General features: G+C 47.0%; 26 protein-coding genes. 11 read left to right on the forward strand and 15 right to left on the reverse strand.

Going from position 1 to position 26,144, the window contains the following annotated elements; all coding sequences use genetic code 11:
* Nucleotides 1–63 precede the first annotated feature (63 nt).
* The 8 genes from CLV25_RS07155 to CLV25_RS07190 all read left to right on the forward strand — a co-directional run bounded on the left by CLV25_RS07155 (nucleotide 64) and on the right by CLV25_RS07190 (nucleotide 8,103).
* Entirely contained in the window at nucleotides 64–1,134 is a 1,071-nt protein-coding gene (locus CLV25_RS07155) for a serine hydrolase domain-containing protein (RefSeq protein WP_131838952.1), read from the forward strand.
* Nucleotides 1,135–1,367: 233 nt separating this feature from the next.
* Entirely contained in the window at nucleotides 1,368–1,943 is a 576-nt protein-coding gene (locus tag CLV25_RS07160; RefSeq protein ID WP_131838953.1) for a Crp/Fnr family transcriptional regulator, read from the forward strand.
* A gap of 792 nt (nucleotides 1,944–2,735) precedes the next feature.
* Nucleotides 2,736–3,299: a YceI family protein gene (locus tag CLV25_RS07165; RefSeq protein WP_131838954.1), complete on the forward strand. Its 564-nt coding sequence runs from the start codon at nucleotides 2,736–2,738 to the stop codon at nucleotides 3,297–3,299.
* Nucleotides 3,300–3,450: 151 nt separating this feature from the next.
* Nucleotides 3,451–4,260, forward strand: a complete 810-nt coding sequence (ygiD, locus tag CLV25_RS07170) for a 4,5-DOPA-extradiol-dioxygenase (protein WP_131838955.1) — start codon at nucleotides 3,451–3,453, stop codon at nucleotides 4,258–4,260.
* An 884-nt stretch (nucleotides 4,261–5,144) separates the two neighbouring features.
* Nucleotides 5,145–5,771 (forward strand): hypothetical protein, encoded by a 627-nt coding sequence (locus CLV25_RS07175; protein ID WP_131838956.1) that lies wholly within the window; start codon nucleotides 5,145–5,147, stop codon nucleotides 5,769–5,771.
* A gap of 343 nt (nucleotides 5,772–6,114) precedes the next feature.
* Nucleotides 6,115–6,657 carry a hypothetical protein gene (locus CLV25_RS07180; RefSeq protein WP_131838957.1) on the forward strand — a complete coding sequence of 181 codons (543 nt, stop codon included), beginning with the start codon at nucleotides 6,115–6,117 and terminating at the stop codon, nucleotides 6,655–6,657.
* 354 nt (nucleotides 6,658–7,011) lie between these two features.
* Nucleotides 7,012–7,554: a cupin domain-containing protein gene (locus CLV25_RS07185; RefSeq protein WP_165877022.1), complete on the forward strand. Its 543-nt coding sequence runs from the start codon at nucleotides 7,012–7,014 to the stop codon at nucleotides 7,552–7,554.
* Between the two features lie 318 nt (nucleotides 7,555–7,872).
* Nucleotides 7,873–8,103: a YdeI/OmpD-associated family protein gene (locus CLV25_RS07190; protein WP_131838959.1), complete on the forward strand. Its 231-nt coding sequence runs from the start codon at nucleotides 7,873–7,875 to the stop codon at nucleotides 8,101–8,103.
* A gap of 336 nt (nucleotides 8,104–8,439) precedes the next feature.
* Here CLV25_RS07190 and CLV25_RS07195 read toward each other — a convergent pair whose 3' ends face one another.
* The 12 genes from CLV25_RS07195 to CLV25_RS07250 form a co-directional block, all read right to left on the reverse strand.
* Entirely contained in the window at nucleotides 8,440–8,742 is a 303-nt protein-coding gene (locus CLV25_RS07195) for a hypothetical protein (protein ID WP_131838960.1), read from the reverse strand.
* Nucleotides 8,743–9,007: 265 nt separating this feature from the next.
* On the reverse strand, nucleotides 9,008–10,420 hold the full coding sequence (locus CLV25_RS07200) for an NADH-quinone oxidoreductase subunit N (protein WP_131838961.1): 1,413 nt from the start codon (nucleotides 10,418–10,420) through the stop codon (nucleotides 9,008–9,010).
* 17 nt (nucleotides 10,421–10,437) lie between these two features.
* A complete protein-coding gene (locus CLV25_RS07205) occupies nucleotides 10,438–11,931 on the reverse strand; it encodes a complex I subunit 4 family protein (protein ID WP_131838962.1) in 1,494 nt (497 codons plus the stop codon).
* Between the two features lie 2 nt (nucleotides 11,932–11,933).
* Nucleotides 11,934–13,865, reverse strand: coding sequence for an NADH-quinone oxidoreductase subunit L (nuoL, locus tag CLV25_RS07210; protein WP_131838963.1), 1,932 nt, complete (start codon nucleotides 13,863–13,865; stop codon nucleotides 11,934–11,936).
* Nucleotides 13,866–13,868: 3 nt separating this feature from the next.
* On the reverse strand, nucleotides 13,869–14,183 hold the full coding sequence (gene nuoK, locus CLV25_RS07215) for an NADH-quinone oxidoreductase subunit NuoK (protein WP_131838964.1): 315 nt from the start codon (nucleotides 14,181–14,183) through the stop codon (nucleotides 13,869–13,871).
* Nucleotides 14,184–14,186: 3 nt separating this feature from the next.
* Nucleotides 14,187–14,699, reverse strand: a complete 513-nt coding sequence (locus tag CLV25_RS07220; protein WP_131838965.1) for an NADH-quinone oxidoreductase subunit J family protein — start codon at nucleotides 14,697–14,699, stop codon at nucleotides 14,187–14,189.
* Nucleotides 14,696–15,175, reverse strand: coding sequence for a 4Fe-4S binding protein (locus CLV25_RS07225; protein WP_131838966.1), 480 nt, complete (start codon nucleotides 15,173–15,175; stop codon nucleotides 14,696–14,698). The genes CLV25_RS07220 and CLV25_RS07225 overlap by 4 nt, the downstream gene beginning before the upstream one ends.
* 11 nt (nucleotides 15,176–15,186) lie before the next feature.
* Nucleotides 15,187–16,272 carry an NADH-quinone oxidoreductase subunit NuoH gene (gene nuoH, locus CLV25_RS07230; RefSeq protein WP_131838967.1) on the reverse strand — a complete coding sequence of 362 codons (1,086 nt, stop codon included), beginning with the start codon at nucleotides 16,270–16,272 and terminating at the stop codon, nucleotides 15,187–15,189.
* Nucleotides 16,273–16,388: 116 nt separating this feature from the next.
* Nucleotides 16,389–17,513 (reverse strand): NADH-quinone oxidoreductase subunit D, encoded by a 1,125-nt coding sequence (locus CLV25_RS07235; RefSeq protein WP_131838968.1) that lies wholly within the window; start codon nucleotides 17,511–17,513, stop codon nucleotides 16,389–16,391.
* Between the two features lie 4 nt (nucleotides 17,514–17,517).
* A complete protein-coding gene (locus CLV25_RS07240) occupies nucleotides 17,518–17,973 on the reverse strand; it encodes an NADH-quinone oxidoreductase subunit C (RefSeq protein WP_131838969.1) in 456 nt (151 codons plus the stop codon).
* Complete coding sequence (locus tag CLV25_RS07245) at nucleotides 17,966–18,514, reverse strand: NADH-quinone oxidoreductase subunit B (RefSeq protein ID WP_131838970.1); 549 nt, start codon at nucleotides 18,512–18,514, stop codon at nucleotides 17,966–17,968. The genes CLV25_RS07240 and CLV25_RS07245 overlap by 8 nt, the downstream gene beginning before the upstream one ends.
* Complete coding sequence (locus tag CLV25_RS07250; protein ID WP_131838971.1) at nucleotides 18,505–18,855, reverse strand: NADH-quinone oxidoreductase subunit A; 351 nt, start codon at nucleotides 18,853–18,855, stop codon at nucleotides 18,505–18,507. Before CLV25_RS07250 ends, CLV25_RS07245 begins: the two co-directional genes overlap by 10 nt.
* Nucleotides 18,856–19,861: 1,006 nt before the next feature.
* Here CLV25_RS07250 and CLV25_RS07255 point away from each other — a divergent pair.
* Entirely contained in the window at nucleotides 19,862–20,185 is a 324-nt protein-coding gene (locus CLV25_RS07255; protein WP_131838972.1) for a transcription initiation factor IIE subunit alpha family protein, read from the forward strand.
* 183 nt (nucleotides 20,186–20,368) lie between these two features.
* On the forward strand, nucleotides 20,369–21,127 hold the full coding sequence (locus tag CLV25_RS07260; protein WP_131838973.1) for an acyl-[acyl-carrier-protein] thioesterase: 759 nt from the start codon (nucleotides 20,369–20,371) through the stop codon (nucleotides 21,125–21,127).
* A gap of 341 nt (nucleotides 21,128–21,468) precedes the next feature.
* On the opposite strand, the gene CLV25_RS07265 is transcribed toward CLV25_RS07260, so the two are convergent.
* Complete coding sequence (locus tag CLV25_RS07265; RefSeq protein ID WP_131838974.1) at nucleotides 21,469–22,242, reverse strand: histidinol-phosphatase; 774 nt, start codon at nucleotides 22,240–22,242, stop codon at nucleotides 21,469–21,471.
* A gap of 159 nt (nucleotides 22,243–22,401) precedes the next feature.
* Here CLV25_RS07265 and CLV25_RS07270 point away from each other — a divergent pair, with 159 nt between their 5' ends.
* Nucleotides 22,402–24,723, forward strand: coding sequence for a GAF domain-containing protein (locus tag CLV25_RS07270; RefSeq protein WP_131838975.1), 2,322 nt, complete (start codon nucleotides 22,402–22,404; stop codon nucleotides 24,721–24,723).
* Nucleotides 24,724–24,791: 68 nt separating this feature from the next.
* On the opposite strand, the gene efp is transcribed toward CLV25_RS07270, so the two are convergent.
* Both efp and tsaB read right to left on the reverse strand, forming a co-directional pair.
* A complete protein-coding gene (efp, locus tag CLV25_RS07275; protein ID WP_131838976.1) occupies nucleotides 24,792–25,361 on the reverse strand; it encodes an elongation factor P in 570 nt (189 codons plus the stop codon).
* A gap of 65 nt (nucleotides 25,362–25,426) precedes the next feature.
* Nucleotides 25,427–26,122 carry a tRNA (adenosine(37)-N6)-threonylcarbamoyltransferase complex dimerization subunit type 1 TsaB gene (gene tsaB, locus CLV25_RS07280; RefSeq protein ID WP_131838977.1) on the reverse strand — a complete coding sequence of 232 codons (696 nt, stop codon included), beginning with the start codon at nucleotides 26,120–26,122 and terminating at the stop codon, nucleotides 25,427–25,429.
* Between the last annotated feature and the right edge of the window lie 22 nt (nucleotides 26,123–26,144).

Consider the following 26,144-nt stretch of genomic DNA (forward strand, 5'->3'; position numbering starts at 1 on the left):
CTTAAACAATGACTAATTGGGGAATGAGATCTCCAGCTAGTTGAATTTAGAATCGAAACAACTATGAAGCATTTTACCCTTTCTTTATTGCTATTGGTATTGGTTTCCAGCTGTAGTAAAAATGGCGATGCCGTTCAACCATCTTTACCTGAGTCTATGTATTTCCCCTCCAATTCAAGCTCTACATGGGAAACCAAGTCGCTCTCGAGCTTAGGCTGGAATCAGGCCGCCGTTCAACCTTTAAAGGATTTCCTTATTCAAAAACATACAAAGTCGTTTATAATTCTTGTCAACGGAAGAATTGTAATGGAAGAGTATTTTAATGGTCAAACAGCAACCGGTACCTGGGAATGGAATAGTGCCGGTAAAACCTTGGTAGCCTCCATTACGGGAATTGCACAACAAGAAGGGCTGTTGAATATTAGTAGTAAAGTGTCTGATTATCTGGGAACAGAATGGACGAGTATGCCATTGTCTAAGGAAAACTTGATAACAGTAAGGCATCTTCTAACAATGACATCAGGCAATGATGATACAAAGCAGTACGTAGTTAAACAAAACCTGACCTATGTTGCTGATGCGGGTACTAGGTGGGCTTATAGTAATATCTTCCAAAAGCTGACTAATGTTGTTGCCAATGCAAGCAATAAATCGTTCGAAACCTATTTCAACGAAAAGATAAAGAATAGAATAGGAATGGATGGATTTTGGAATTTTGGTACAATATTCACCATCTATCATAGCACCGCTAGAAGTATGGCACGGTTTGGTCTTCTAGCATTGAATAATGGGAAATGGGGAAACGAACAGATCATAAATGAATCTTATTTTAAGGAGAGCATAGCTCCCTCACAAAGCATCAACTCCTCTTATGGATACCTATGGTGGTTAAATGGGAAGTCAAGCTTTATGATTCCAGGCGAGCAAACCGTTTATCAAGGCTATTTGGTACCCAATGCACCAGCTGATATGTATGCGGCAATGGGAGCAAACGACCAACGAATCTACGTTATTCCAAGTAAGAAAATGGTGGTAGTTAGAATGGGGGATGCCTCTGATCCTGTAAATCCAAATTTTGCAGTATCTGGTTTTGATAACGCGCTATGGGAGAAAATAAATGCCATTGTAAAATAGCGATCGGAGGTATAGATAAAACAATCCTTTTTCCGCTCTAGCAGCCAAGGCCGCTAGCCTACTGTTTACAGACGAAGGACGAATGTTAGAAAGCGAATTCAGAGCCAACGCTTAGCGGCAGATATTCTGCCTACGTCGGGCCGGCGATAATCTTTACGCTTAAGCGGATTATCCTTAAGCAGCATAACCCGAATTTGCTAAATTTGTATAACCATCAACTAACAATTAAGCACATGAGGGACGTAGGCAAGCTGCTGTACTATTTTAAGAAGTGGTCTTATATAACGGACGAAGATGAGCTCCTTATCCTGTCGGCCTTCGAACCCGTAGAGATCAAGCGAAGAAAGAGTGTGCTTGAGTCCGGCCAAACGTGCAAATACCTATACTTTATTACTAAAGGATGCCTGCGCTCGTTTTATATCGATTCGAAGGGCGTTGAGCATATCTACCAGATTAGAATGGATAATAGCTGGATAAGCGATCTGGAGAGCTTTTTCGTTCAGCAACCATCGAAGTACCATATTGAGGCAATAGAAGATTCGCAGCTCCTACAGATTTCGAAGGAAAAGCTGGAGCAGCTATTGGTTGACGTTCCTCGCCTCGAAAGATATTTCCGTATTCTATTCCAAAAGGCTTACGTAAACGCTTTGAGCCGTCTAAATGCAACCATGTGGGAGAGCGCCATGGATAGGTACAACGAAATGCTTAAGGAGCAACCCGAAATATTCCAGCGCGTACCCTTAGCCTACATAGCATCGTACCTTGGCATCACCCCCGAGAGCTTAAGCCGAATCAGAAAGCAGCGGTAGCCCTGCTTGGTACAGGGCAAACTCAATTAAAAATATAAGAGTAAACAAGCAGGCTCATATAGTACCTCCCAATTTTTTGAAAGCTGAACATCGAAACCAGGTAAAAAGAAGAACAAAACACAGAGACACTGAGACTCAGAGTTCACAGAGGAAGTTTTTATAGTTTTATGGTTTTGATCTTTTAATACTTTAGGACACAGAGAGCAGCCATAGCCGTCAAGCTAAGCATTTTGTTCAACGCTCAAATGCATAATCAAGGCAGCTTGTCCTCCCGCCCGAGCGGGAGGCAGGGGTGGGTTAAGAACGCTAAATGAAGCGAAAATGTTGGTATAAACGAACAAACCCACCCCCTGCCCTCCCGCCTAAGCGGGAGGATAACGTGCGGCTATTGGGCGCTTATTCTTTAGATTTAGGCTTAGCTTAACGGCTATGGAGAGCAGCCTTCGGCTGCGAGGGACAAAAGTGAAAGGCACTTTTGTATTTTTCTCTGTGGCTCTCACTATAAGTAGCTTACTACTTACACTGCTTAGATAGCGAGCAAAGTAACGCTGTTAAATCAATGACTATTTATCCTGTTAGAACCTTATGGTAGATAAATGTTGATATTGCTCTGTGTTACTCTGTGTTTAGTCTTCCTGTTTTTTTAATCTAAAATGCGGTAGCCCTCCTTGGTATCGTTGCTGCAGCTTTTGTCTAATCGAGCCAATTTCTTAACATAGATCAAGTGCATTCGCCTTTGCGCCAGCCTATCTTTGTATCGTAAACGTTAGTAACAAACATAAAATTTACGATATGAAGACAGCTAAACTACTAGCCGTACTGCTGTTGGCAGGAACGCTATCGGCAACTGCTCAGAAGAGCGAGGTAAACCTGAAGCAATCGGTTGTTAACTGGATCGGAAACAAAATTGGAGGTTCGCATAGCGGCGAGGTAAAGATCAAGAGCGGCTACCTCGATTTGAAGGGTGGACGAATTGTAGGTGGAAAAGTGGTGATTGACATGAACACCATTACCAACACCGACATAAAGGACGAGGGGGCCAATCAGAAGCTGGTAGGGCACTTGAAGTCGGATGACTTTTTTGGAGTTGACAGCTACCCTACCTCAACATTCGAGGTTAAAAAGGCCGGTAAATTCGTTAATGGTAAAGCAACGGTATCCGGAATCCTAACAATAAAGGGTAAATCGGAGAACATATCCTTTGTTGTTGCCCAAAAGGGTAAGGGGTATAAAGCGCAGCTTAAGATCGACCGATCGAAGTTTAATGTGCGCTACGGGTCCAACACCTTCTTTGGCAACCTAGGCGATAAGGCAATAGACGATATCTTTATTCTCGACATTCTGCTTGTACTATAACTATATAGCTGCTGCTAGCTGTTGCCCGATGGCTGCTACCTAGTGGCTGCTATCGGGCAACTTTTTTTAGAATTAGGGATGCCCTATATGGGGCGCGGTAGCTTTAGGTAGCAGCCACTTCCCCCAAAGTACCAGCTCAAACCTTTACGCCATGAATGCTATTAAAACGTTGGATGGGAACACCCCTAAAATGCCCGTGCTGTTTTTAGGACACGGTAGCCCCATGAATGCGATTGAAGAAAACGAGTTCGTTCAAGGATATAGAAATATCTCGGCCGAAATAGAAACCCCACGGGCAATAGTTGTTGTTTCGGCCCATTGGGAAACCAAAGGAACACAAGTATCGGCTGTAGAAATGCCAGCAACCATGTATGATTTTGTTGGTTTCCCCGATGATCTTTACAAAATAGAATACCCCGCACTTGGCATGCCCCAGCTGGCAGCTGCTGTAAAAGGTATGGTAAGCAACGATGCCGTTATAATGGATGAGACGAGGGGCCTCGATCATGGTGCTTGGACGGTAATAAGCAGGATGTACCCAAAGGCAAATATTCCGATAGTTGAGCTAAGCCTCGATTTCTACAAAAGTCCAATGCAGCATTACGAGCTTGCCAAGGAGCTGCGTAGCCTACGGTATAAGGGCGTGCTAGTAGTGGGGAGCGGAAATCTGGTGCACAACCTGCGAATGGTAAATTGGCAAAGGATGAACGAATTCTACGGGTACGATTGGGCGATTGAGGCGAACGACAGGATTAAGCAGCTTATCTTAGATGGAAACCATCGCGATCTGATAGGCTATTCGAAGTTGGGCAAAGCCTTCGAGCTGTCAATTCCAACCCCAGAGCATTACCTCCCGCTGCTCTACACCCTTGCCCTACGGGATAGCTCGGACAGCGTGAAGCTCTTTAACGACAAGCCTGTTGGTGGGTCGTTAGCTATGACTTCGATAAAAATCGGTTAGCATCAATTTCTCCATTCCCTGAAGCTCCTGCCCATAGCCATTAAGCTAAGCGATAAAATGCTACGAAGTAGCAAACCCTCAATAACCGCGGATGAAATCCGTGGGTTGCTGAATGCTCTGTTCGACTGAGGCTGTCGCCTCAGTCGAATCTATTCTGCAGGCTATAGCCTGCAATGATAGAATTGACGAATGAGGAGCCTTCTCCTAACAAGGGGTTTTTTGCTTCTGCGAAAAACCCTTTTTTTTGAGCGTTATTTGCACAATTGTTATACCAATTGCTTCCTTTTTTTCTAAAATTGCGCACAAGCTAACATGTTAACACTATTTAATAACACTAGATCTATAAAAAACGAATAAAAAGGTTGTAAATACCAGAAAAACAGATGATAGCATTCGATGTGGTAAATCTGCTATGCTTCATTCTTTATCCAGTATGGATCATCCGAGGGTCAGTTTACTCCATTTTGTATAAAGAATGGATCATCTGAGGGTCATTATGAAGTAAACTGAACCTCGGATGGAGCAAACTGGATTCATTTTGCTCCATTTTGGATAAGATATGAATGAAAATGTTAAATGTATAGCGCAAATTGTGCATAAAATGGGCCATTCTTTATCCAGTATGAACCATAATGACCCTCGGATGAGCTAAACTGGATACAAAATGGCGCGCAATAATCCCTTTTTAGGGAGAAAAGACCCATAAATGCAGAGCTATTCTGTCAAAATGATGTAGCTTTTATGCAGTAATGGACGAACCGAATAAGCAAACGACCATAACGCACGTATAGCTATATATTGTTATATGTAATATTAAATTAGTAAATATTATTTTATATTAGCATTGGTATTAAAATTAAACAACCCACTAAAAAACTTGAGACATGAACAAAATCGGTCTAATTATTTGCCATTCCTCCCTAAAGGATAACGATGTAGGTCCATTTGCTGAAAATGTACTGCAAAGGTTAACCGGCAATACGCTATTTGAGATACCTGCCGAACGGCTGGTAACCGTAAAAACTTTGAAGGATAGCTATCAGACAAAATTGGCCAAGAGCATAAACGGCAGCAAGCTCGATATAATGTATAAAAATGAGGCCAAAAGTGCGCTAATTGCTAATCTTGACGACTTGGCACTGGACATTAGCGTACAGGCTAAGGGCGATCGCGAGAAGCTGGCTACCACCGGATTCGTACTGGTAAAGGAACCCGAAAAGGGGAAGGAACCCCCAAAGCCCACCAACTTTAAGGTGGAGTACGGCGTAAACGACGGCGAGCTCATCTTCTCGGTTCAGGCCAATAAGGATGCCCGCATGTACATATTCTACTTTACTCCAGCTCCGGCAGCCTCTATGGATGCAACCACCTGGCAATCGGTTGCCTCTACCGCTCGTAAGCAGCAGATATCAGGGTTTAAGCGCGGTGTTGAGTATGCCTGCCGCTGCGCCTACATGAGCGCCGACCGTAAGCCCATATTTAGCGACGTGCTAATGGTAATTGCCCGATAGCAACCTTCCACTACAAGACTAGTAAAAGGCAGAGCAGCAGCTACTGCCTTTTTTTTACGTTTGTTTAATTTTTCTAGCTCTTTTTGCATAACGACAGGGGATAATCGCTAAATTGCTATCCTATTTTAAATCGTAAACCTTTTGTAAGTATAGCTTGTGGAAGAAAGCTTCTTTTACGCCTCGTTCGGGGTGGTGGGTTTACGAGATAGGTAATAGATGCACCTCTTTTAGCGGAAAAGGTATACATACCACTACAAATTTGGGTGGATATGTGCACCTTTGGGAGAATGGAGGTGTATATATAAACAAGTTGTGTGCAATTCCAGTCAAAATCGAAACAATTATGAGCGAATATAAATACAAAGCAATACCTACATTTTATAATAATATACAATTTCGGTCAAGATTGGAAGCTAGATGGGCTGCGTTTTTTGATTTAATGAAATGGCATTACACTTACGAACCATATGATTTAGAGAAATGGAGCCCAGATTTTCGTTTGACAACTGAAGCTGGGAATACTTTTCTAGCCGAAGTTAAACCAAGCGAAAAGATAGGGACAGAATTAAGAATGAAAATTGGAAATGCTACGAATTTTGCTAAAGGAATTTTACTAATAACGGAATCACCATTTGTTGGACATATTCCTAATGACATTGGATTGACATCTGTTTTCGGAAAAACAAAAAACTATAAAAAAGATGACGATTTTGAGTTTTGCGTTTCTGTAATTAGTGATTTGTATGGTAACGGAAATGATATTATAAATCTTTGTGAAGACCCAAATATTAGTTTTGAGAATTTGTTTAAAGCAAAAGATTTTACAAAAGAATTATGGAATGAAGCTGGAAATATTGTACAATTTTTAAAACCACCAAAGTCTTGATAAAATAACTGCACACAACAGGTGGTTTAGCCTACTGGGGCTGATGATGCAGATACGAAAGTTTTTAGTAATTTAGTATAGTTTTAACGTGGGATAACGCCGCTGGCCTTTAACTCCTCTGCTAAGCGTAGTATAATCAAAGGCCAAGGCTCGGCATAGTCTGCGACTATGTCGAAGATTAGTAGCGGTCTAAGACCGCCATTAAACGGCAAACCAGCAGAACCAAATTTATAAGTGCAGCCACACCACGGCTGCACTTTGTTTTTTGCTACATTTGATTGCGGCCTGTAGGTCGCCACTTAGTAAAGTGAACAGAGAATATAGTATCTTCATGTAGAATAAACACTAATGGATATGGAGCTGAAGGCAACTGTTGGAAACCCCAATGAAGCTATCCCTGTTAAACCAGGTTTTGAAGATTTTTTTGGGGAGATCATGAGCTTAGTCAGAAATGGGGAGATGAACAATCAGCTAGGAGAGGAATTAAAGCAGCTGGCACTGGCATTTCCGTTCAAACATGATATGGACCAGTTTAATATAGTCAGCGATAAACCTTACGAGCGTACGCTCATTGGGAGGGACGAATCGGGATGGGAAGCCCTCGTTATGACCTGGCACAAGGGGGCGCAAAGCAGCATTCATGGTCACCCGGAATTTGCAGCCTACAGCTTGCTAAAGGGTAAGCTGCAGCTGGAGCTATTCGAAGATGTAGATGGCACCGGGAAAATTAAGCTAGCCAGAGTAACCGAAGCCGCCGAGAATACAGGTTTCTATGCTTTGGGAGAAGCCAACGTACTGACCAACCATATTCATCGGATTACCTGTTTGAGCGATATTGCTTATTCGTTACATATCTATTCTGATGATGCACGGAAAGGGGTTGTGTACGGGATATAAATAGATACATAAAAGAAGAGCGAGGCTCGATATTGCCGAACATTGTCTGAATTACGGATTCGACGGATTAATGGATTGCACGGCTAGCCTTTCACTATAAGAAGAATATCGCTGATTACTTGGTGTGCTTTCTGTGAAATCTGAGTAATGCTTTTAATCCGAGATTCAGACGATGAGGGTAGAGGTCTAGAATATAAGTAGCAGTCTTCGCCTAGCCTTGTACGCTGATGTAGACTACGACATGGGATATAATAAGAGCAGTAGTCTTGGCGAAGACGTTAGTGACAAAGTTATGTAAACCGATTAAATCAGAATATCATGATGGAAAAAGGAAATCACATTGAAGGAGTTCCTCAAGAGCTTCAACGGTTACTCGATGTCGACAAAGACGCACAAGACTTTTTCAATTCATTATCTAAATCCTATAAGCAAGGGTATTGTGATTGGGTTGGGTCTGCCAAGCAAGAAGCTACAAGGCAGACTAGAGCGGAGAAAGCCATTTTAATGCTCCGAAATAATCAAAAGACTTTAAAAACCGTCAAATACTGAAGGTGCCTTGTTCGACTAAGGTGGGAGGCCTTAGCTGTCAAGATAAGTTTGAATTCAAAAGGATAAATACCCAATAGCAGCACGTTATCCCCTCTTGGGAGGGGTAGGGGTGGGTAAAACGTCTTAACCCACCCCTGCCCCTCCAAAAGAGGGGATAAGCAGTTTCAATCATGCTCAGGTGCTTGTTATCTATCCATTCCTTTCTAAAATATAGGACTATACAATCCTTAGCTTGACGGCTATGGGCAGTAGCCTTGCCGAATAGATGAATAGTATAAAAAACAATAGCCGCAGTAAATGCTACTGCGGCTATTGTTTTATAGTACGATGTAGGTTTTATCGTCTCAACCAGTACAGCCCCTTATAAGCGCTGTCGTTGTGGAACCATAGGGCAGGCGTTACCACCTTTCCCTCGCTGGTTTTCAGGTAGCGGTTGTACACGGCCATTACGGGGTTAAAGAGGATGTCGGTTACGCCAACGGTAACCTTTTCGTCCTGGTTAACGGTAACAACCTCTAGGCCGCTGGCGCTAAGGATGCCGGCAATGTGGCTGGCACGCTCGGGCGTAACGTTCTTCTCAACAATCGAGCAGGGCTTGCCATCGAGCTCCGCTACGGTATGGTGTGGGTTTAATGACATTGTTTTAGATGATAGGTATTAGACGCTAGATATTAGACATTAGTCGCGAACTGTTTGGGAACGGCAACCATAAAGGTAATAACAATGGAGTTATACGAAGTTAGACGAAGGTATTTCAGGAGTTAAACGAAGGCTGACGCATGAAATTTACTTTGTTAAGCAAAGTCTCTTGCCTTCGTCAAACGTGAGTAGTATGGGTCAAGTATCTTGCTTTATCTTCGTCTAACTTCCTCTAACTTCTGAAATAACTTCGTTTAACTTCTTCTTAAGCCGCCGCACTAAGCGTATTGATGAGCTTGTAGAGCGAACCAACAAATCCTAGCGCCACGATGCAGATGGTTGATACTACCAGCACCAGCGTGGTAAGCGTAGGGCTCTTTATGGTTGGAATCGACTCCTCGGTTGGTGCGCTGATAATAACAACGCGAGCTACGCGTAGGTAGTTGTAGAGCGATAGCACCATGTTGATGGTGGCAATGGCCAGCAACGGATAGATCTTCGATCCTAGTCCCGAAGTAATCAGGAAGAGCTTACCGAAAAACCCTGCGGTTGGCGGAACGCCTGCCAGCGAGAAGAGGGCAATGGCAAACACCAGCGCGTAGAAGGGGTTGGTCTTAAAGAGCCCCTTGTAGCTGTTGAGGTCTTCCTTGCCCGTTGCATCGCCAATGGCGGCAATTATGCCAAAGAGGGCGATGTTGCTGAACAGGTAGATGATAATGAAGTACACCGACGAGTCGATACCCATTTGCGAAGCCCCAGCAATACCCACCAGGATAAAGCCCACCTGAGCGATAGACGAGAAGGCTAGGAATCGCTTAAGGTTGGTTTGGCGCATGGCAAAGAGGTTACCCACAGTCATGGTGATGGCCGAAAGGATGCTGATGGCGTAGAGCCACTCGTCCTTTAGTGAGCCGAACACGCGGTAGAGCACGGTAATGAAGATGAACACCACGGCACCCTTCGATAGCACCGAAAGGTAGGTGGTAACGGGCGTTGGTGCGCCCTCGTAAACGTCGGCCGTCCACAGGTGGAAGGGCACGATGGACATCTTAAAGGCAAAGCCGCTAAGGATCATCACAAAGGCCAACAGCACCATTGCGTTTACGTGGATGCTCGACTCGATATGGGTAAAGCTAAGCCCTCCAAGAGCCCCGTAGAGCAGCGAGATACCGAATAGGGTGATACCTGTCGAGAAGGCCGATGTCATAATCAGCTTGATGCCCGCCTCCGACGAAGCCTTGCTGCTGGTTTGAATGGCGGCAAGCGCTGCAAGCGGAATGCTGGCCAGCTCTAGTCCAATGTACAGCGGAAGCACGTGGCCGCTGGAGAGCATAACGTACATCCCTAGGATGCTGGAGAGCATCAGCACGAAAAACTCGAATCGCTTCTTAAGGTACATCAGCCAGGTAGTAGACGATAGCGATATAAGCACAAGACCAAGGTTGAGGATGCTCTTTTCGAGTACAATCAGCCCGTTGGTGTTGAAGAATCCGTCGAACAGCGTTCCATCGGCCATGGGGAGAATCCCAATCACAAAGTTGGCGATAAGCAACGAGTTCATCACCGTAAGGAACGACTTAACCCTCTTGTCGAACGCGGTAAGGTTGAAAATGAAAAGCGCAATGATGATGAGGGCAATCATCCATTCGAAGCGCATTAGCGTAAGGTATTGAAGCATTTCGTTCAATTTTCGGGTTATAATACTAGGCGTTTAGCGATCTCCTGCACGTCTGGACCAATAAGGTTGGTTAGCCAGAAGGGCATTGTGCCGATAAATACGATACCGGCAACCAGCAGGATAACGGCAAAGCGCTCGTTCCAGGTTGCGTCAGTAAGCTGCTTGAACTCGGCGTTCTTAATGGTTCCCCAAATGGCGGTTCCAACAGCGCGGAGAATGTATACGGCCGTTACCACAATTGATGATGCGGCAAGGATGGTGGCCACCTTGTAGAAGAGGCCTGCACGCTCCCACGATCCAACAAAGACGGTCATCTCCGAAACGAAACCGCTAAAGCCGGGAAGACCCAGCGAGCAAAGTCCAGCAATAATGAATGATGTACCGATGAATGGCATTTGGGTGAAAACGCCTCCCAGCTCATCGGCCATACGGGTGTGGGTACGCTCGTATATCATACCGATAGCGGCAAAGAAGAGGGCCGTCATAATACCGTGCGATACCATTTGCATCACGGCGCCCGTCATTCCGGTTTGGGTTACCACGGCAATACCGAGAACCACGAAACCGCAGTGCGATACCGACGAGTACGCGTTCATGTACTTAAGGTCGCGCTGCATAAGCGTTGCAAACGCGCCGTAGAATATGGCTATAGCGGCAAGGATGATGAAGATCCACGAGTACTGTACGGCAGCACCTGGCATCAGGTAGGTAGCCACGCGAAGGGCTCCGTATCCACCCAGCTTCATCGAAATACCGGCAAGGAACATCGATGCGGCAGTAGGTGCCGACGAGTGACCATCGGGTGCCCAGGTATGGAAGGGGAACATGGCGGTAAATACGCCAAACCCAACAAAGGTGAGCAGGTAAATGGGTATCTGAATTTCCATAGGGAAGTTCATGGCGGCAAGGGTTTGCAGATCCCAGGTGTTGTTGCCAAAGTACCAGCCCGAGGCAAGGTAAAGGCCAATCATCCCTAGGAATACAATTGCCGACCCGCCCATAAGCATAAGCGCCAGCTTCATGGCGTTCTTCTCCTTGTTACCGCTACCCCAGATGCCAATTAAAAGGTATTTGGGGATTACGGCCAGCTCCAGGAAGAAGAAGAGCATGAACAGGTCGAGCGATACGAAGAAGCCGTAAGCTCCAACGCTTAGAAAGGTTAGCAGGAAGAAGAACTCCTTGATACGGCTTTCGATCTTCCACGATATTAGCACGCCTGCAACCACCACCATTGCGGTAAGCATAATCATGGCAAGGCCAATTCCATCGACACCAACCGAGAAGTTGATGTTTAGCGGAGCAAACCAAGGAATGCTTTGGGTGAAGAGCATCTGCGCCTTTTCGCCGGCGGCGCGAAGCGACATGTAGTGTACGGTTAGCCATGAGGCAAACCCCAGCTGGATGATGCTACCAACCAGCGCAATCTGCTTAATGGCAATTCCTTTTTTGGGAACCAGCAGCAGCAGCGAAGTAAGTAGCGGTATTAATAGTAGGTATACTAGCAAGCTCATGGTTACAAGAATTTAAAGATTAGAATAGCGGCAAGTACAATTACCCCTCCAAGGAAGTACATGGTGTAGGCTTGCAGCTTACCCGACTGCATCTGCTTGATGCCGTACGATAGCTTCTCGGAAAGTAGTCCCGATTGCTGAACGGCTCCATCTACCACGTTGCGGTCGAACCAGGCAGCAGGACGGCCAATAAATCGGAAGATAATCTTCTTGGTTACGAAGAGGTAAACCTCATCGATGTAGAACTTGTTGTACACCGCTTTGTATACGCCGTTAAGCGATGCGGCCATTCTGTCGGGACGCTCGTTCCTCCTAAAGTAGAGCACGTAGGCGATAAGGATGCCTGCAAGGGCTATTGCAACCGGAAGAACTGAGAAGCCAAGGTGAACAACTAATTCGAGCGGCTTACCATCGGCCGATACGTACTCGCCAAATGGAATAAATCCGGCGAATATGGCACCAACAGCCAAGATGATAAGGGGAAGTGTCATAAACCCTGCACCCTTTTCGTGGTTGTGATGGTTTTCGGCAGGCTTACTCCAGAATATGTTGAAGTAGAGACGGAACATATAGAATGCGGTAAGTCCGCTGGCAAATACGCCTAGCACAAAGATGAGCTTATCGGCTTGGAAGGCTGAGCTAAGGATTGCCTCCTTGCTGAAGAATCCGGCAAATGGAGGAATACCCGCTATGGCCAAGCAGGCGATAAGGAAGGTGATGTGGGTAATAGGTAGCATTTTGCGTAGTCCGCCCATATCCTGCATATCGTTGCTGTGGATGGCATGGATAACCACACCAGCACCAAGGAATAGCAGCGCCTTAAAGAACGCGTGGGTAAACAGGTGGAACATCGATGCGGTGAAGCCCTCGCTCTGCTCTGCTCCCCAACCGGCAACGCCAATGGCAAACATCATGTAGCCAATTTGCGAAAGGGTAGAGAACGCTAGCACGCGCTTAATGTCGTTTTGCGTAGTGGCAATGATGGCCGCAAATACTGCCGTAAATACCCCAACGTAGGCAATGAAGTGAAGCACTTCGGGTGCCGATATGGAGTAAACAGGGAATAGACGGGCAACCAAATAAACACCTGCAACAACCATGGTGGCTGCGTGGATAAGCGCCGATACAGGAGTTGGACCTTCCATCGCATCGGGTAACCATATATGCAACGGGAACATAGCCGACTTACCGGCAGCTCCTGCAAAGACAAGCAGCGCACCCCACGATAGCGACGAGAGTCCGAGGAAGGTTACCGCCTTCATTCCGAGCATTTGCATCGAACCGGTGGTGGTTAAGCGCTCGATGATGGTTGAGATATCAAACGAATCGGCTCCAAAGCCAAGCACTAGAATACCGATAAGGAAGCCTAGGTCGGCAAAGCGGGTAACGATAAACGCCTTCTTAGCAGCAGCAATAGCCGACTGCTTGGTGAAGTAGAACCCGATAAGCAGGAACGACGAAACGCCCACAAGCTCCCAGAAGATGTACATCTGAAAGATGTTGACAGAAAGAACTAGTCCTAGCATCGAGAACGAGAAGAGCGATAGGTACGAGTAGAAGTACTTGTAGCGCTCGTCGCCGTGCATGTAGCCAATGCTGTAGATGTGCACCATCGACGAGATGGCGGTTACCACCACAAGCATCATCACCGAAATAGGATCGAGAATTGCTCCGAAGTTGATGCTCAGCGAGCTGTTGAACACGAGCCACTGTGCATTAAAGGCTATATGAGGCTGGTAAACGTCGTTTACCTTGCCAAAATCAAAGAAGTACTGTTTTGCTACTACCAGCGATAGCGCCAACGATGCCAAAATAGCGGTGGTGGCAATAATGCCACCCATCTTATGGCTCATATGCTTGCCCGAAAGGCCAATCACCACAAAGCTGAGTAGCGGAAGTAGCGGAATAAGTATTGCTGCAATATCCAAATTCATAGCTTAGTGTTTTAGGGTATCAGCCTCGTCCATATCAACCGTATTGAACTTGCGGTAGAGGTTAATGATGATGGCGATGGCCACCGTAACCTCGGCTGCCGCAATGGCAATTACGAAAAGGGTAAAGAATACGCCCTCGAGCTGATTGGGATATAGGTACTTGTTAAATGCAACGAAGTTGATGTTAACGCTGTTAAGGATAAGCTCCACCGACATCAGCATGGTGATCATGTTGCGGCGGGTGAAGAAGCCGAAAATCCCGATAAAAAACAGCAGGGTGCTAAGCACCAAAAAGTGTGTTATTGGAATTTGTTCCATCTCTTACTCGTTTTTTTCTTTAATGGCGATGGCAATGCTACCAACCAGCGCGGCAAGAAGCAGGAAGCTAATCACCTCGAAGAGCAGTGCGTATCCGTGGTTTGTATAGTCGAGCATCTGCAAGCCAATTGTCTTTACCGAAGCATCTATATTCTCTTGGCTATCCTGTGGAAAATCATGCGATAGCGCTACTCCAAGGGTAAGCAGAAGTCCTGCTACGCTAAGAAGTCCACCCCAAAATAGGTTGCTACGTTTGCTCGATGGCAGCTTCTTCCCCGATTGGTGAGTGAGGAATATCGAAAAGATGATGAGCACCACGATACCTCCCACGTAAATCAGGATTTGCAGTCCGGCAATAAACTCCATGTTCATTAGAAAGTAGATGCCGGCAATGCTTACCATGGTGAAAAGCAGATATATTGCCGATCGAAAAACCTTTTGGGAAAACACGGTTAGTGCACCAAAGGTAACTGCAAGTGACGCCAAAATGTAGAATATTATAGACTCTGCGCTCATTTTACGGTCGATTTAAGTTTAGAACCAGGGTTGTTGAGCACCTTGTTGAGGGTTGTACTCTTGTAAGCGCTATGCTCAAAGGTATTGTCGAAGGCGATGGCATCGCTCGGACAGGCATCTACGCATAAGCCGCAAAAGGTGCAAAGCCCCATGTGGTACACCCACTTGTCGAGTACCTTTTTCTTCTTACCATCCTCCTGCTCCTCCATCTTAGATAGAATCTTAATGGTACCGTTTGGACAGTTGATCTCGCAAATACCGCAAGCCGTACAAGCGTGAAGGTTCTCAGCATCGTGGATAAGCGTAAGATTTCCCTTAAAGCGACTAGGAATAACCAGCGTATCGCGGTTTTCGGGGTAAGGCTGTACCAGCATCTTTTTAGGATGCGAGAAGTAGTAGCCCGTAAGCTTCATCCCTTGCCATAGCGAGCGAAGTGCAAGGAATATGCTTTTATAGTAGTTGAATATGCTTTTCATTGTGTTGCGGATTATAGGAACCAGTTCATAAGGGTGATTATGGCCGCAATTACCATGTTAACGATGCTAACCGGTAGCAGATACTTCCACTCGAGCTTCAGCAGCTGGTCGATACGTAAGCGGGGGAACGTCCAACGGAACCACATGATTAGGAAGATAATGGCAAACGTTTTGCCAAAGAACCAAACTACACCGGGGATGTAGTCCATCAGGTGATTGAATACTTCGAGACCTGGAATATGGAACGGCATCCATCCGCCAAGGAAGACGGTAGCGGCAAGCATGGATAGCACAAACAGGTTGCAGTATTCCGAGAGGAAGAACATGGCGAATTGCATTCCCGAATACTCGGTATGGAATCCGGCGGTTAGCTCCTGCTCAGCTTCAGCAAGGTCGAAAGGTGCACGGTTTAGCTCGGCAGTACTTGCGATAATGTACACCACAAAGGCTACAACAGCAGGGATGTGACCCTTAAATATCCACCATAGGTCGCCCTGACTCATAATGATATCCTTAACGCTAAGACTACCTACCATAAGTACGATGGTAATCAGCGAAAGGCCTGATGATAGCTCGTAGCTCACGATTTGTGCACCACTACGCATAGCACCAAGTAGTGCGTACTTGTTGTTGGATGCCCAACCTGCCATTAGAATACCAATTACCGAAAGTGAGCTTACTGAGGCAATGTAGAATACGCCAATGTTGATATCCCAGAACTGAACGCCTGGAGCAAACGACATCGGTGCAAAGGTCATAAAGCTTACGGCTGTAACCAAGAATGGAGCAATGGCAAACATGAGCTTATCGGCATTCTTGGGCGTAAGGCACTCCTTCATAAAGAGTTTAAGCACATCTGCCACAGCCTGAAGCGATCCCCATTTTCCAACGCGGTTTGGACCGTAGCGCATCTGCATAAATCCGGCAATCTTACGCTCGGCGTAAACCATTACGATTGCCATTACGATTACCAAACCGATAATGGCTAATCCACCTAGCACCAGCTCGGCCGCTAGCGCGAGATTGGGGCTTAGGGTTTGGTTGAGCCAAGTATCAATCGAATGGATGATATCTGCTAGTGTGATTGTTAGTAACATTATTGTTCTTGTTTAAGATTTGCAAAGTGAGATTTGTGATTTGCGTATTGCGAAAGGTGATTTGTGATAAAAATCCCACGTCGCACATCGCTTATCTCATATCCCATATCGCCCATCTATCTATCAATATCAGGGATTATTAAGTCGAGCGTCGACATGATGGCGATCATATCGCCAATCTTTTGGCCGATAAACATTTTACGCAGTGCGCTTAGGTTGGCAAAGTTTGGGGTGCGGTACTTTAAGCGGTAGGGTTTAGAACCTCCATCGCTCACCAGGTACACGCCTAGTTCGCCACGAGCGGTTTCTACGCGCTGGTAGTACTCGCCCTCTGGCACTTTAGGAACACCCTTCAGCTTTTCGCGGTAGGGACCCGAGGGGATATTGTCAATCAGCTGCTCGATGATGCTTATCGACTGCTTCATCTCGTCCATGCGAACCATGTAGCGATCCCAGCAGTCACCGCCTTTGTAGATGATCTCTTCGAATTGAAGCTTATCGTATCCATCGTAAGGGAAGCGCTTGCGGACATCGCATGCTAACCCAGAAGCACGCGCAACCGGACCACATGCCCCAAAGCTGATGACATCCTCTAAGCTAATTCGTCCGATTCCTTTCAAACGGCTTTGAACAATAACGTTGTTGGTGTACAGCTGGTCGAACTCGGGAAGGTTCTTCTTAAACTGCTCGATCCAACGCTTCACATCTTTCACAAAGTTAGGATGTATATCCTGAAGAACACCTCCTGGGGTAATGTAGCTCATGGTAAGGCGGTTCCCGGTCGATTCTTCGAAGATTTCGAGGATGGTTTCGCGCTCGCGGAAGCCGAGAAAGAATGGAGTTACGGCTCCCATGTCCAAACCAAGACATCCCCACCATAGCTGGTGCGAAGCAAGGCGTTGCAGCTCGGCCATTATAATACGTATGGCCTGAGCACGGGCTGGAACCTCGATTTGCATACCCTTTTCAACGGCTAGTGATACTGCCTGGTTGTTCATGTGAGCCGAGAGGTAGTCCATACGGCTGGTAAGGTGAACGCACTGCTTATAGGTTAGCGCCTCGTTCATTTTTTCGATACCACGGTGGATATACCCTAGATTAGGTTCTACGTCAACAACCGTTTCGCCATTAAGCCTCATCTTTAGGTGAAGTACACCGTGGGTAGAGGGGTGCTGCGGCCCAATGTTGATGACAAAACTTTGCTCGTCTTCAGACTCTGAAAAATGTTTAATGATCTCCATAGGGTTACAGCGATATCATATGTTCATCGGTATAATCTTTACGTAGCGGATATCCTGGCCAATCTTCGCCAAGCATAAAGCGGCGAAGGTGGGGATGGCCGTTAAAACGGATACCAAAAAGGTCGAAAATCTCGTTTTCGAAGAATTCGGCTCCAGCCCAAAGCGATATGGCTGAGTCTACCTCTGCATTGTCGCGATCTTCGAGCTTTACTTTAAGTACCATGTCGTGCTTGTGAGGGTAGGAGTGTAGGTGGTAAACCACCTCGAAGTAGGTTTTACGATCTACGGCTGTTTCGCACATTAGAAAGTTAAACAGTGTGGCGTCGTCGTTCTTAAGGCGCGAAAGCACCTTTACGAGGTCTTCCTTTGGAACCCATAGTAGCGGAAAATCGAACGTATCCTCTACCGTATACTGTGGGAACGTTCTGGTAAGGTAGTCCTTTAGCTCTTCTCTACTCATCGTCCTGTTTCTTTTTGGGTTTGTCTATTACGTAGGCTCTCGACTTCATGATCTTCGCCTGAAGGGCCATCATCCCTTCTAGTAAAGCCTCGGGGCGTGGTGGGCATCCGGGAATGTAAACATCAACCGGAATTACGTTGTCGACACCTTTTACTACCGAGTAGGAGTTGTAAAAGAATGGTCCGCCTGATACGGCGCAGGCACCCATGGCAATAACGTACTTGGGCTCTGCCATTTGGTCGTAAAGTCGCTTTAGTACGGGGGCCATTTTGTAGGTAATGGTTCCTGCTACGATAATCAGGTCGGCCTGGCGTGGGGTAGCGCGTGCCACCTCGAATCCGAATCGCGACCAGTCGTACTTGGCCGATGCTGCCGACATCATTTCGATGGCGCAGCAGCTTGTCCCGAAGGTAAGCGGCCATAGCGAGTTGCTACGAGCCCAGTTGGCCAGCTTGTCAACCGTGGTAACCAAGAAGTTGGTTTTTCCTGTTTCGTCGGCATAAACCTCGCCGGGGAAATCAGGTTTTTGAGTTACATCCATTGTAGCGCTTTCTTTTTATAGGCATATAGCAGCCCGAGAAACAGTACGAGCACAAAAAAGAGCATCTCTACGAGCGCCACAACGCCTACGCTCCTAAAGGCCACAGCCCAAGGGTACATAAACGCGATCTCGACATCGAAGAGCAAAAAGACAAGGGCAAAGAGATAGTAACCAACATGGAACTGAATCCATGTGGCTCCCTCGGTTTGGATACCGCACTCGTAGGCCTCTTCCTTTAGGGGATTTGGCTTTTTAACCGACATTGCTTTACCCAGCCCAATAGCCAAAGCAGCGAAGAATAGGCCGCAGAACATTAGCAAAAGGAGTGATACACTTCCCATATATAAGCCTTAATTATAGTGTTGAAATAGAAATACAAGCATCACATCCACCGAATGCCTGCCGCATGCAGTGGATCATCGATGGTTAGTGCCAAGGTGATTAAAAAACAGATGCGTTAGCGCATCTCTAAACAGGAGGAGAAAATGTGTAGCCAAATAGCGTTGCTTGCATAAGCATCGAGTTTAAATTAGTAATCAAATTTTGGCTTTTAGAATTGGCGCAAAATTAAACGGTTTATTCTGTTTTGCAATAAAAATATTACTTTATATAAAGTCTGTTATGGTGGAACAATAGGGATAAAAAATGTCTTTAAACACCATGATTTGATGGTAGATGAAGTTGTGAATAAAATAACAAGAATTTGTTGTTAACACTATATTGAACAACTTAGCTTGTTGTGGTGTTTGTTGTTAACTGTCATATAATCAGTGAGGCTATGCAAATCAAAACATATAAACAAGGTTAACTTTGGGCTTTTTTTGTGTGACTTTTTCTGTGATAAAGTTAACACTAACGATTATGTGAAAATTTACACAAATAGAGGTAATAATTATATTTTATTTAGGGTTTATTTTACGCTTTTGCCGATTTGTAATTATCTGTAATGTTCTTTTTGGGTATTTTTAATTTGAAATAGTCGAAAGCTAGCATTGGAAATATTGTTCGAAAATCTGTAGCCTCTCATTTTATGCTGAAGCTTTGTGGTAGACTTCTTATCTGCACTTACGGCATTCGTCCCAGCCGGTATTTACATGCCATCATCAGCAGCATTGGGCAAGGGTGTAGATTTTGGAACATATAAAAAGGTGTATGCTGTAGCTATTGTGTTGCCCGTCCAAGGCGGCGTTTGATTTTCAGAAGTAGATAAGTTACTGCCGTTCGAACTAAATCAGCATTAGGCTTACTTAAGGCATTTAACGTATTATAAATAAACATATATTTACACGGGGAAATAATCTGTTGTGTGAGCTAATGGGAGCTGTAAACCTTATTAATTCTTGGAATATGAAATCAAGAACATGTCCAAATTGCGGCTACAAGTATTCGCTCTCCGAATACTACCGTAAGGTGATCTTCAACTTTTCCGGCTCGACTTGGAATTGTAGCAAATGCGGTTCAGAATTGGCTGTTAACAGCGGGAAGCGACTAATTCTTATCGCGGTGGGTATTCTTCCTATATTCTTCAACTATTTTATAGTGGAAGGGATTATGAGCTACCTACAAGTTTCAATTGTGCTTGGATGTATCGTGTTTGGCGTTACCTTTCTACTTTGGTATTTTTTTGTTACCAGCTTCGAGGGGTTTGTGCTGACAAAGGAGCGCGAGTAGCCGCTAGTCTGTTGTCGATAGCGCGCTTTGGGATTAGGTGGCGCTCATTTTTACCCACTTGATTTGCAAAAGGTGTAATTCGAGAAGTAGGAGATGAACTGTAGCGGGCATCACGAGCCCTCTTTTTGGCTACTTTTGTGCATCCGTGAGGATTGACCATTCGTTGCTGAAAAAACTACGGAAATGACAGAGCTTACAGAACAACAGCTAACCCTTTTTACCCCCTATAGCATAACATCGGCCGACACCGACATGAACGCCCGCCTTCGCTTGGGCGCAATGGTAAACCTGCTGATTCAATCGGCCATCGGCTCGGCCGAGAGGCTTGGATTTGGCTTTGGCGACCTTAGCCAGCAGCATCTCTTCTGGGTACTTAGGAATCTTACCGTCGAAATTTACCGCCCCGTTAGCTGGAGCGAGGAATTGGTGGTGGAAACCTGGCCAAAGGATATAGAGGGGATACTTTACCTCCGCGATTTTGTGGTGCGCGACCGAAAGGGTGGGGTGGTTGCCCGAGCAACTTCGGGCTGGCTGGCCATCGACCGTACCTCTAAGCGCCCCAAGCGCTTTAATCCCGAGCAAATGCAGTATTTTACTCACCTTCGCGAGAAGCACGCGCTGGGATACAGCCCCGAGCGGCTTAACGAGGTTTCTGGTTGCGACGAGTTCTTTGTTACCCCAACCTTTTTCGATATCGACCTGAACCGTCACGTAACCTCCACCCGCTACATCGATTGGATGGTGGACACCCTGCCTCTCGAGTTCCTGCTCGAGCGAAATCCGGTAAGGCTTTCGATCAACTACCTAAAGGAAACGATGCTCGGCAGCTCCATAAAGCTGGTGCGCTGCACCAAAGAGCCCAGCATCTTCGAATTCGAGGGGATTAACGAGACGGCTGGCGCTTCGGCATTCCGCGGAAGGATCGAGTACGCTTCGATTTAGGATTTTTGCGGCTGCAGAATTCCCGCGTAGTGCTCAACTCTATTTCAACAACTATAGACAGCTTGGATAGACCCGGCTATGGGCTAAGGCGTCTGCCAAACGAAGCTAGAGGATGCTTTTTGAATGGTCGACCCTGCAAAGAGCAGCCTGCACCCTGCAAAGAGCAGGGTACACCTTCCAAATTGCAGGGTCGAGAACGTAAAAAGCAGGGTACACCCTGCAAAAAGCAGCCTGTACCCTGCAAAGAGCAGGGTGAACCTTGCAAATTGCAGGGTGCAGGATGTAAAAAGCAGCCTAAACCCTGCCTTTTTTGACGATGTGCCTACAGCTTTCTCCTTGTTCTACAGCGGCAGGTAGCGCTTCTCCCCCTTCTCGAAGTAGCAGATGCGCGTATAGCCCACCGCCCTAAGCATCGCAGCGGCTTCGTCGAAGAATTGCCCGACGTTGTCGCGGTGGTGGGCATCGGAGCCGAGGGTGACGTCTACGCCCAGCTGGTGGTACAGCTCAACGATGGTGCGGTGGGGGTAGAAGTCGTTGCAGGGCTTAATCCTGCCGTTGGTGTTGATCTCGTAGGCCATATTCTTGGCCTTTATCTTCTGCCCAATGCTTAGGTATTTTTCGGTAAGGTCGATGCTGCTGTAGTGGCCGTACTTTTTGGGCAGATCAAGATGGCCAACGATGTTGTACAGGCCGGTATCCACCATCTCCTCTAAAAGATCGAGGTAGCGGGAGTACGTCGCATCCACATCCTTGCCCTCCCAGTCGGGGGCGTTGCTGTCGATGTTCCAGTCGCCGAGGTAGTGCACCGAGCCGATGATGTAGTCCCAGCCGTTATCGGCCTTCAGCAGGGCTACGCGGCTTTCGCACCCCGGCACGTAGTCCACCTCCATCCCAAAAAGGATCTTGGCGGATGATGTGCCCGTCTTCAGCGCGGCCATGGTGCTGCGCATATCCTCGAAGAGGTGGGGCTTCGTGGTCCAAGGGTTGTCGTGAAAGCAGAGGTGGTCCGAGATGCCGTACACGGCTATCCCCCGTTGGATGGCGGCTTCAACCATCTCGGAGTGGGAGCTTCGTCCGTCGGAGAAGGTGGTGTGCGAGTGTAGATCTACCAGCATGGTTGTGCGAGTTTTGTCCTAAAGCTGCCGCAAATATAGGGCTCAAATGTTAGCTGCAAGCTTTTTTTGGGTGATGTATTCTTAGCTCAATGGTAAAGATGGCTTCTCGGTAGGCCAGGAAGGCGCGTCTAACTTTGTGCTAGAAAATAGACTCAAAAAATGATACTACACCGACTCTCCATCCGAACCCTCCTTCTTTTTACCACTGCTGGGATTACCGTTATCATGGGCATCATCCTTCTTGTTACCAATGCCTCCATCCACAGCTCCATCGGAAACTACACCACGCTTAGCCGAATAGACCATCTGGCCGAGTGCGCACTCCGGCTCCGCAAGAACGAGAAGGACTTTGTAAAGCTCGACACCAAGAATCCTGAGTTCTTTGCCACCGGGCAAAGCCGATACGTAGCCGAGTTCGACAGCATCTTGGCCATTACGCGGAGCACCATTGCCGAGCTTAAGGCGAACGATGCTTTTGCCTCCACCGAACTTCAGGCCGATATGGCCGCCATGCAGCAGGGGCTAAACGGCTACAGCCGCTCGTTTAAGCAGCTGGTCTCGCTCGTACGGGTTGTCGGGTTTAAGGACGAAGGCGTGGTAGGCAGCATGCGCAAGGCCATTCACGAGGTAGAGGGCGAGCTCAAGAAGGGCAGCAGCTACGAGCTGATGACCGATATGCTGATGCTCCGCCGCCACGAAAAGGACTTTATGCTCCGCAACGACACCACCTACCTCTCCAAGTTTAAGGGGCAGATGGCCGCCATGCTTACCAAGGTGAAGTCGCCAACTATGGTAGGGCTGCTTCAGAATTACCAGAAGTACTTTGAGGAGTACGTAGCGCTTGGGGTGAAGGTCGGGTTAAACGATAATGGCGGCACTTCTGCTACAATGAATAGCTTCGCCGACAGCTTCGAGCAGGCGCTCAACCATGCCCGCCTTCAGGTTAAGGAGCACGAGCAGAGCCGGAGCAACCGCTCGCTCTTCGTGCTGTTTGCCGTAATCATACTGCTATCGTCGCTGGTAGCGGCCATTTTGCTGCTCACCTCATCGCACATACTAAAGTCGATAAAGAAGCTGCAGGGCTACATCATGCGCCTTGGCAAAGGGGAACTCCCCCAAGCAATGGCCGTTGAGGGTTCCGACGAGATTGCCGCCATGGAGTCATCGCTCAATAAGCTAATCGGGGCCTTAAGCAACACGCGCGATTTTGCCGTAGAGGTGGGCAACGGCAACTTCGAGGCCAACATTAGCGTCTTCGACAACTCCGGCGAAGTGGGCGAGAGCCTTTTGGAGATGCGAAATAAGCTCTCGCAGGTAGCCCAAGAGCGGCATCGGCAGGAAGAGGATAGCCGCATTCGCCTCTGGATAAACGAGGGGATTACGCTGGTAAACGACATTGTAAACAAGGGTAAGGACGATATCGAGGAGCTCTGCAACGAGTTTCTTACAGGAGTTGTTAAGTATTCGGGCTTAAATCAGGCGGGCATTATGCTCGAGGAGAAGGACGACGATGAGGTATCCTACCTTAGAATGGTGGCCACCTACGCCTTCGACCGCCGCAAGTACTACCAGAAGCGAGTAGAACTTGGCGACGGCCTAGCCGGAATGTGCTTCTGGGAGAAGGAGACTATCTACATAACCAACGTGCCTTCGGACTATAGCCCAATAGCATCGGCGCTGGGCGAGGCAAGCCCGCGCTGCGTGGTGGTTATCCCTCTTATTGTCGACAGCATGGCAATCGGGGTGATGGAGCTGGCCTCGTTTAGGGTTTTCGAAAAGGTAGAGGTGGAGCTCTTCGAACGAGCCGCAGGCATCCTTGCCGCACGATTGCTAGGCTTGCGAACGTCTATCGCCACAGCTCGCCTGCTGGAACAGACCAAGATGCAGGCGCAGGAGCTGGCCGCACAGGAGGAGGAGCTGCGCCAGAATCTCGAGGAGCTGCACGCCACACAGGAGGCTTTCGAGCACAGGGAGGAACTGCTACACCAGCAAATGGCGGATATGGAGAGTCAAATAGAGCAGGTTAGAAACGAAGCCAACACCGAACGAGCCAACTTTCTGGAAAGGATAGCCGTGCACAAGCGAACCATTGATGCCTTTGGGGAGGCATTCCTGCTTGCCGAGTTCGACCTTAAGGGAAACCTAGAGTGGGCCAATAGCCGATTCTGCCAAACCTTTGGCGTCGATCTAGACTTCATCGAATTGTTTAACATGATTCTTTGCGAGCATGTTATTAACAAGGAGGAGGAGCTAAAGCGATGGGAGGCATTGCGAAGAAATGAAGCCTATGTAGGTCCGCTGTTCCTTTTCGTTGGAACTCGTACAGTACACCTTACTGCCAGCTACCAACCCGTAAGGGGAGTTGAGGTGAAGGGCAGCCACGTATTCTTTTCGGCAGCGGTTGTGGGCGAATCGTTCGAGAGCGACGTAACGCCAAGCCATAAGCCCGCAACGGTAACTTTCGAAACGGCCGATAGCTAGTAGCACACTGCATAAAAGCAAAAGAGGCAGCCTTGCAGCTACCTCTCTTTTATAAAAGTATTTTTCAATTAACCTCTAACACGCTCTACATAGCTGCGAGTGCGAGTGTCAATCTTAATCTTCTCGTCTTGGTTGATGAAGAGAGGAACGCGTACTTCTGCACCAGTCTCGAGGGTTGCAGGCTTAAGCGCATTCGACGAAGCGGTATCGCCCTTCAAACCAGGTTCGGTGTAGGTAACCACAAGCTCTACGAATGGAGGAAGCTCGCAGGTTAGTACTTCTTCCTTATCAGCATGAACCATCATTTCTACGTACTGGCCTTCCTTCATTAGGTCAGCGTTCTCAATAAGGTTCTTATCAAGCGAAATTTGCTCGAAAGTTTCGTTGTGCATGAAGTTGTATCCAGCCTCATCCTCGTATAGGAACTGATAAGGACGGCGCTCAACACGAATAACGTCGATTTTTACGCCAGCGTTAAAGGTGTTCTCGATAATGCGTCCGTTCTCAAGGTTTCTAAGCTTAGTTCTAACGAAAGCTGGACCTTTACCTGGTTTTACGTGTTGAAATTCTACAATCGAACAGGGCTTGCCGTTAAACTCGATGCATAGTCCGTTCTTAATATCTGCTGTAGTTGCCATAAAGGGTTTACTATTTTATTTGGGTGCAAATATAAGCCATTGATTCTAAAAAATATCGCACTTTACTAAAGGCCAAGCGAATTTTTTTTAGATTTTGTCACAACAAAATCCTTCAGATAAAATGGTTCGAAGTAGGCGACATCCACAAATTTTGCGGCATCGAACAGCCGATGGGCAAGGTGAACCATGTTGGCAGCCGTATGGGTAACGTTTATAAATGCTGCATTTGGATGGTTGATGATCTCTATACACTTAGGCGCACCGTTGCCAAAAAAGTAAACCTTGCTTTCGGCAAGTTCTTTCTGAAACGAATTCTCGTCGATGATCAGCGCTTCGGTTGCTGTTTTAGGACTTCCATCGCTATGGTAAAGCGCGGTGTAAACCTCCATTCTTCGGGCATCGATCATTGGGCAAAAGATGCTCCCCGTGTTGCCGCCCACCTGGTTGATGGCTCCTTGGGTAAGCGCCTGAAGGCTATCGATGGCTATCATCGGGATTCCTGAACCAAAGCAAATACCCTTTGCGGTAGATACGCCAATGCGAAGTCCTGTATACGATCCAGGCCCCTCGCTTACGGCTACTGCCGAAAGATCTTTAGTGGTAAGGCTATTCTTTTTAAGGAGTTCATCGATGAATACAGCGAGCTGTCGGGCATGCGCTTGGGGTTCTGCGCTTTCGCGGATGTCGATGATCTTGGAATCTTTAGAAAGGGAAACGGAGCAAACCTCCGTTCCCGTTTCTATGCATAGTATGATGCTCATGGTATCTTCTGTATCTTGGGCG

Source organism: Acetobacteroides hydrogenigenes, from assembly GCF_004340205.1.
Classification (GTDB): Bacteria; Bacteroidota; Bacteroidia; order Bacteroidales; family ZOR0009; genus Acetobacteroides; species Acetobacteroides hydrogenigenes.

Bases quoted from the DNA above. Each gene is read 5' to 3' on its own strand.
- CLV25_RS07165 (WP_131838954.1), top strand. From the start codon at position 2,736: ATGAAGACAGCTAAACTACTAGCCGTACTGCTGTTGGCAGGAACGCTA.
- CLV25_RS07220 (WP_131838965.1), bottom strand. From the start codon at position 14,699: ATGAGCGCAGAGTCTATAATATTCTACATTTTGGCGTCACTTGCAGTT.
- CLV25_RS07185 (WP_165877022.1), top strand. From the start codon at position 7,012: ATGGAGCTGAAGGCAACTGTTGGAAACCCCAATGAAGCTATCCCTGTT.
- CLV25_RS07225 (WP_131838966.1), bottom strand. From the start codon at position 15,175: ATGAAAAGCATATTCAACTACTATAAAAGCATATTCCTTGCACTTCGC.
- nuoL (WP_131838963.1), bottom strand. From the start codon at position 13,865: ATGAATTTGGATATTGCAGCAATACTTATTCCGCTACTTCCGCTACTC.
- ygiD (WP_131838955.1), top strand. From the start codon at position 3,451: ATGAATGCTATTAAAACGTTGGATGGGAACACCCCTAAAATGCCCGTG.
- CLV25_RS07180 (WP_131838957.1), top strand. From the start codon at position 6,115: ATGAGCGAATATAAATACAAAGCAATACCTACATTTTATAATAATATA.
- CLV25_RS07160 (WP_131838953.1), top strand. From the start codon at position 1,368: ATGAGGGACGTAGGCAAGCTGCTGTACTATTTTAAGAAGTGGTCTTAT.
- CLV25_RS07260 (WP_131838973.1), top strand. From the start codon at position 20,369: ATGACAGAGCTTACAGAACAACAGCTAACCCTTTTTACCCCCTATAGC.
- efp (WP_131838976.1), bottom strand. From the start codon at position 25,361: ATGGCAACTACAGCAGATATTAAGAACGGACTATGCATCGAGTTTAAC.
- CLV25_RS07175 (WP_131838956.1), top strand. From the start codon at position 5,145: ATGAACAAAATCGGTCTAATTATTTGCCATTCCTCCCTAAAGGATAAC.
- CLV25_RS07265 (WP_131838974.1), bottom strand. From the start codon at position 22,242: ATGCTGGTAGATCTACACTCGCACACCACCTTCTCCGACGGACGAAGC.
- tsaB (WP_131838977.1), bottom strand. From the start codon at position 26,122: ATGAGCATCATACTATGCATAGAAACGGGAACGGAGGTTTGCTCCGTT.
- CLV25_RS07205 (WP_131838962.1), bottom strand. From the start codon at position 11,931: ATGAGCTTGCTAGTATACCTACTATTAATACCGCTACTTACTTCGCTG.
- CLV25_RS07255 (WP_131838972.1), top strand. From the start codon at position 19,862: ATGAAATCAAGAACATGTCCAAATTGCGGCTACAAGTATTCGCTCTCC.
- nuoK (WP_131838964.1), bottom strand. From the start codon at position 14,183: ATGGAACAAATTCCAATAACACACTTTTTGGTGCTTAGCACCCTGCTG.
- nuoH (WP_131838967.1), bottom strand. From the start codon at position 16,272: ATGTTACTAACAATCACACTAGCAGATATCATCCATTCGATTGATACT.
- CLV25_RS07190 (WP_131838959.1), top strand. From the start codon at position 7,873: ATGATGGAAAAAGGAAATCACATTGAAGGAGTTCCTCAAGAGCTTCAA.
- CLV25_RS07155 (WP_131838952.1), top strand. From the start codon at position 64: ATGAAGCATTTTACCCTTTCTTTATTGCTATTGGTATTGGTTTCCAGC.
- CLV25_RS07240 (WP_131838969.1), bottom strand. From the start codon at position 17,973: ATGAGTAGAGAAGAGCTAAAGGACTACCTTACCAGAACGTTCCCACAG.
- CLV25_RS07235 (WP_131838968.1), bottom strand. From the start codon at position 17,513: ATGGAGATCATTAAACATTTTTCAGAGTCTGAAGACGAGCAAAGTTTT.
- CLV25_RS07200 (WP_131838961.1), bottom strand. From the start codon at position 10,420: ATGCTTCAATACCTTACGCTAATGCGCTTCGAATGGATGATTGCCCTC.
- CLV25_RS07195 (WP_131838960.1), bottom strand. From the start codon at position 8,742: ATGTCATTAAACCCACACCATACCGTAGCGGAGCTCGATGGCAAGCCC.
- CLV25_RS07245 (WP_131838970.1), bottom strand. From the start codon at position 18,514: ATGGATGTAACTCAAAAACCTGATTTCCCCGGCGAGGTTTATGCCGAC.
- CLV25_RS07250 (WP_131838971.1), bottom strand. From the start codon at position 18,855: ATGGGAAGTGTATCACTCCTTTTGCTAATGTTCTGCGGCCTATTCTTC.
- CLV25_RS07270 (WP_131838975.1), top strand. From the start codon at position 22,402: ATGATACTACACCGACTCTCCATCCGAACCCTCCTTCTTTTTACCACT.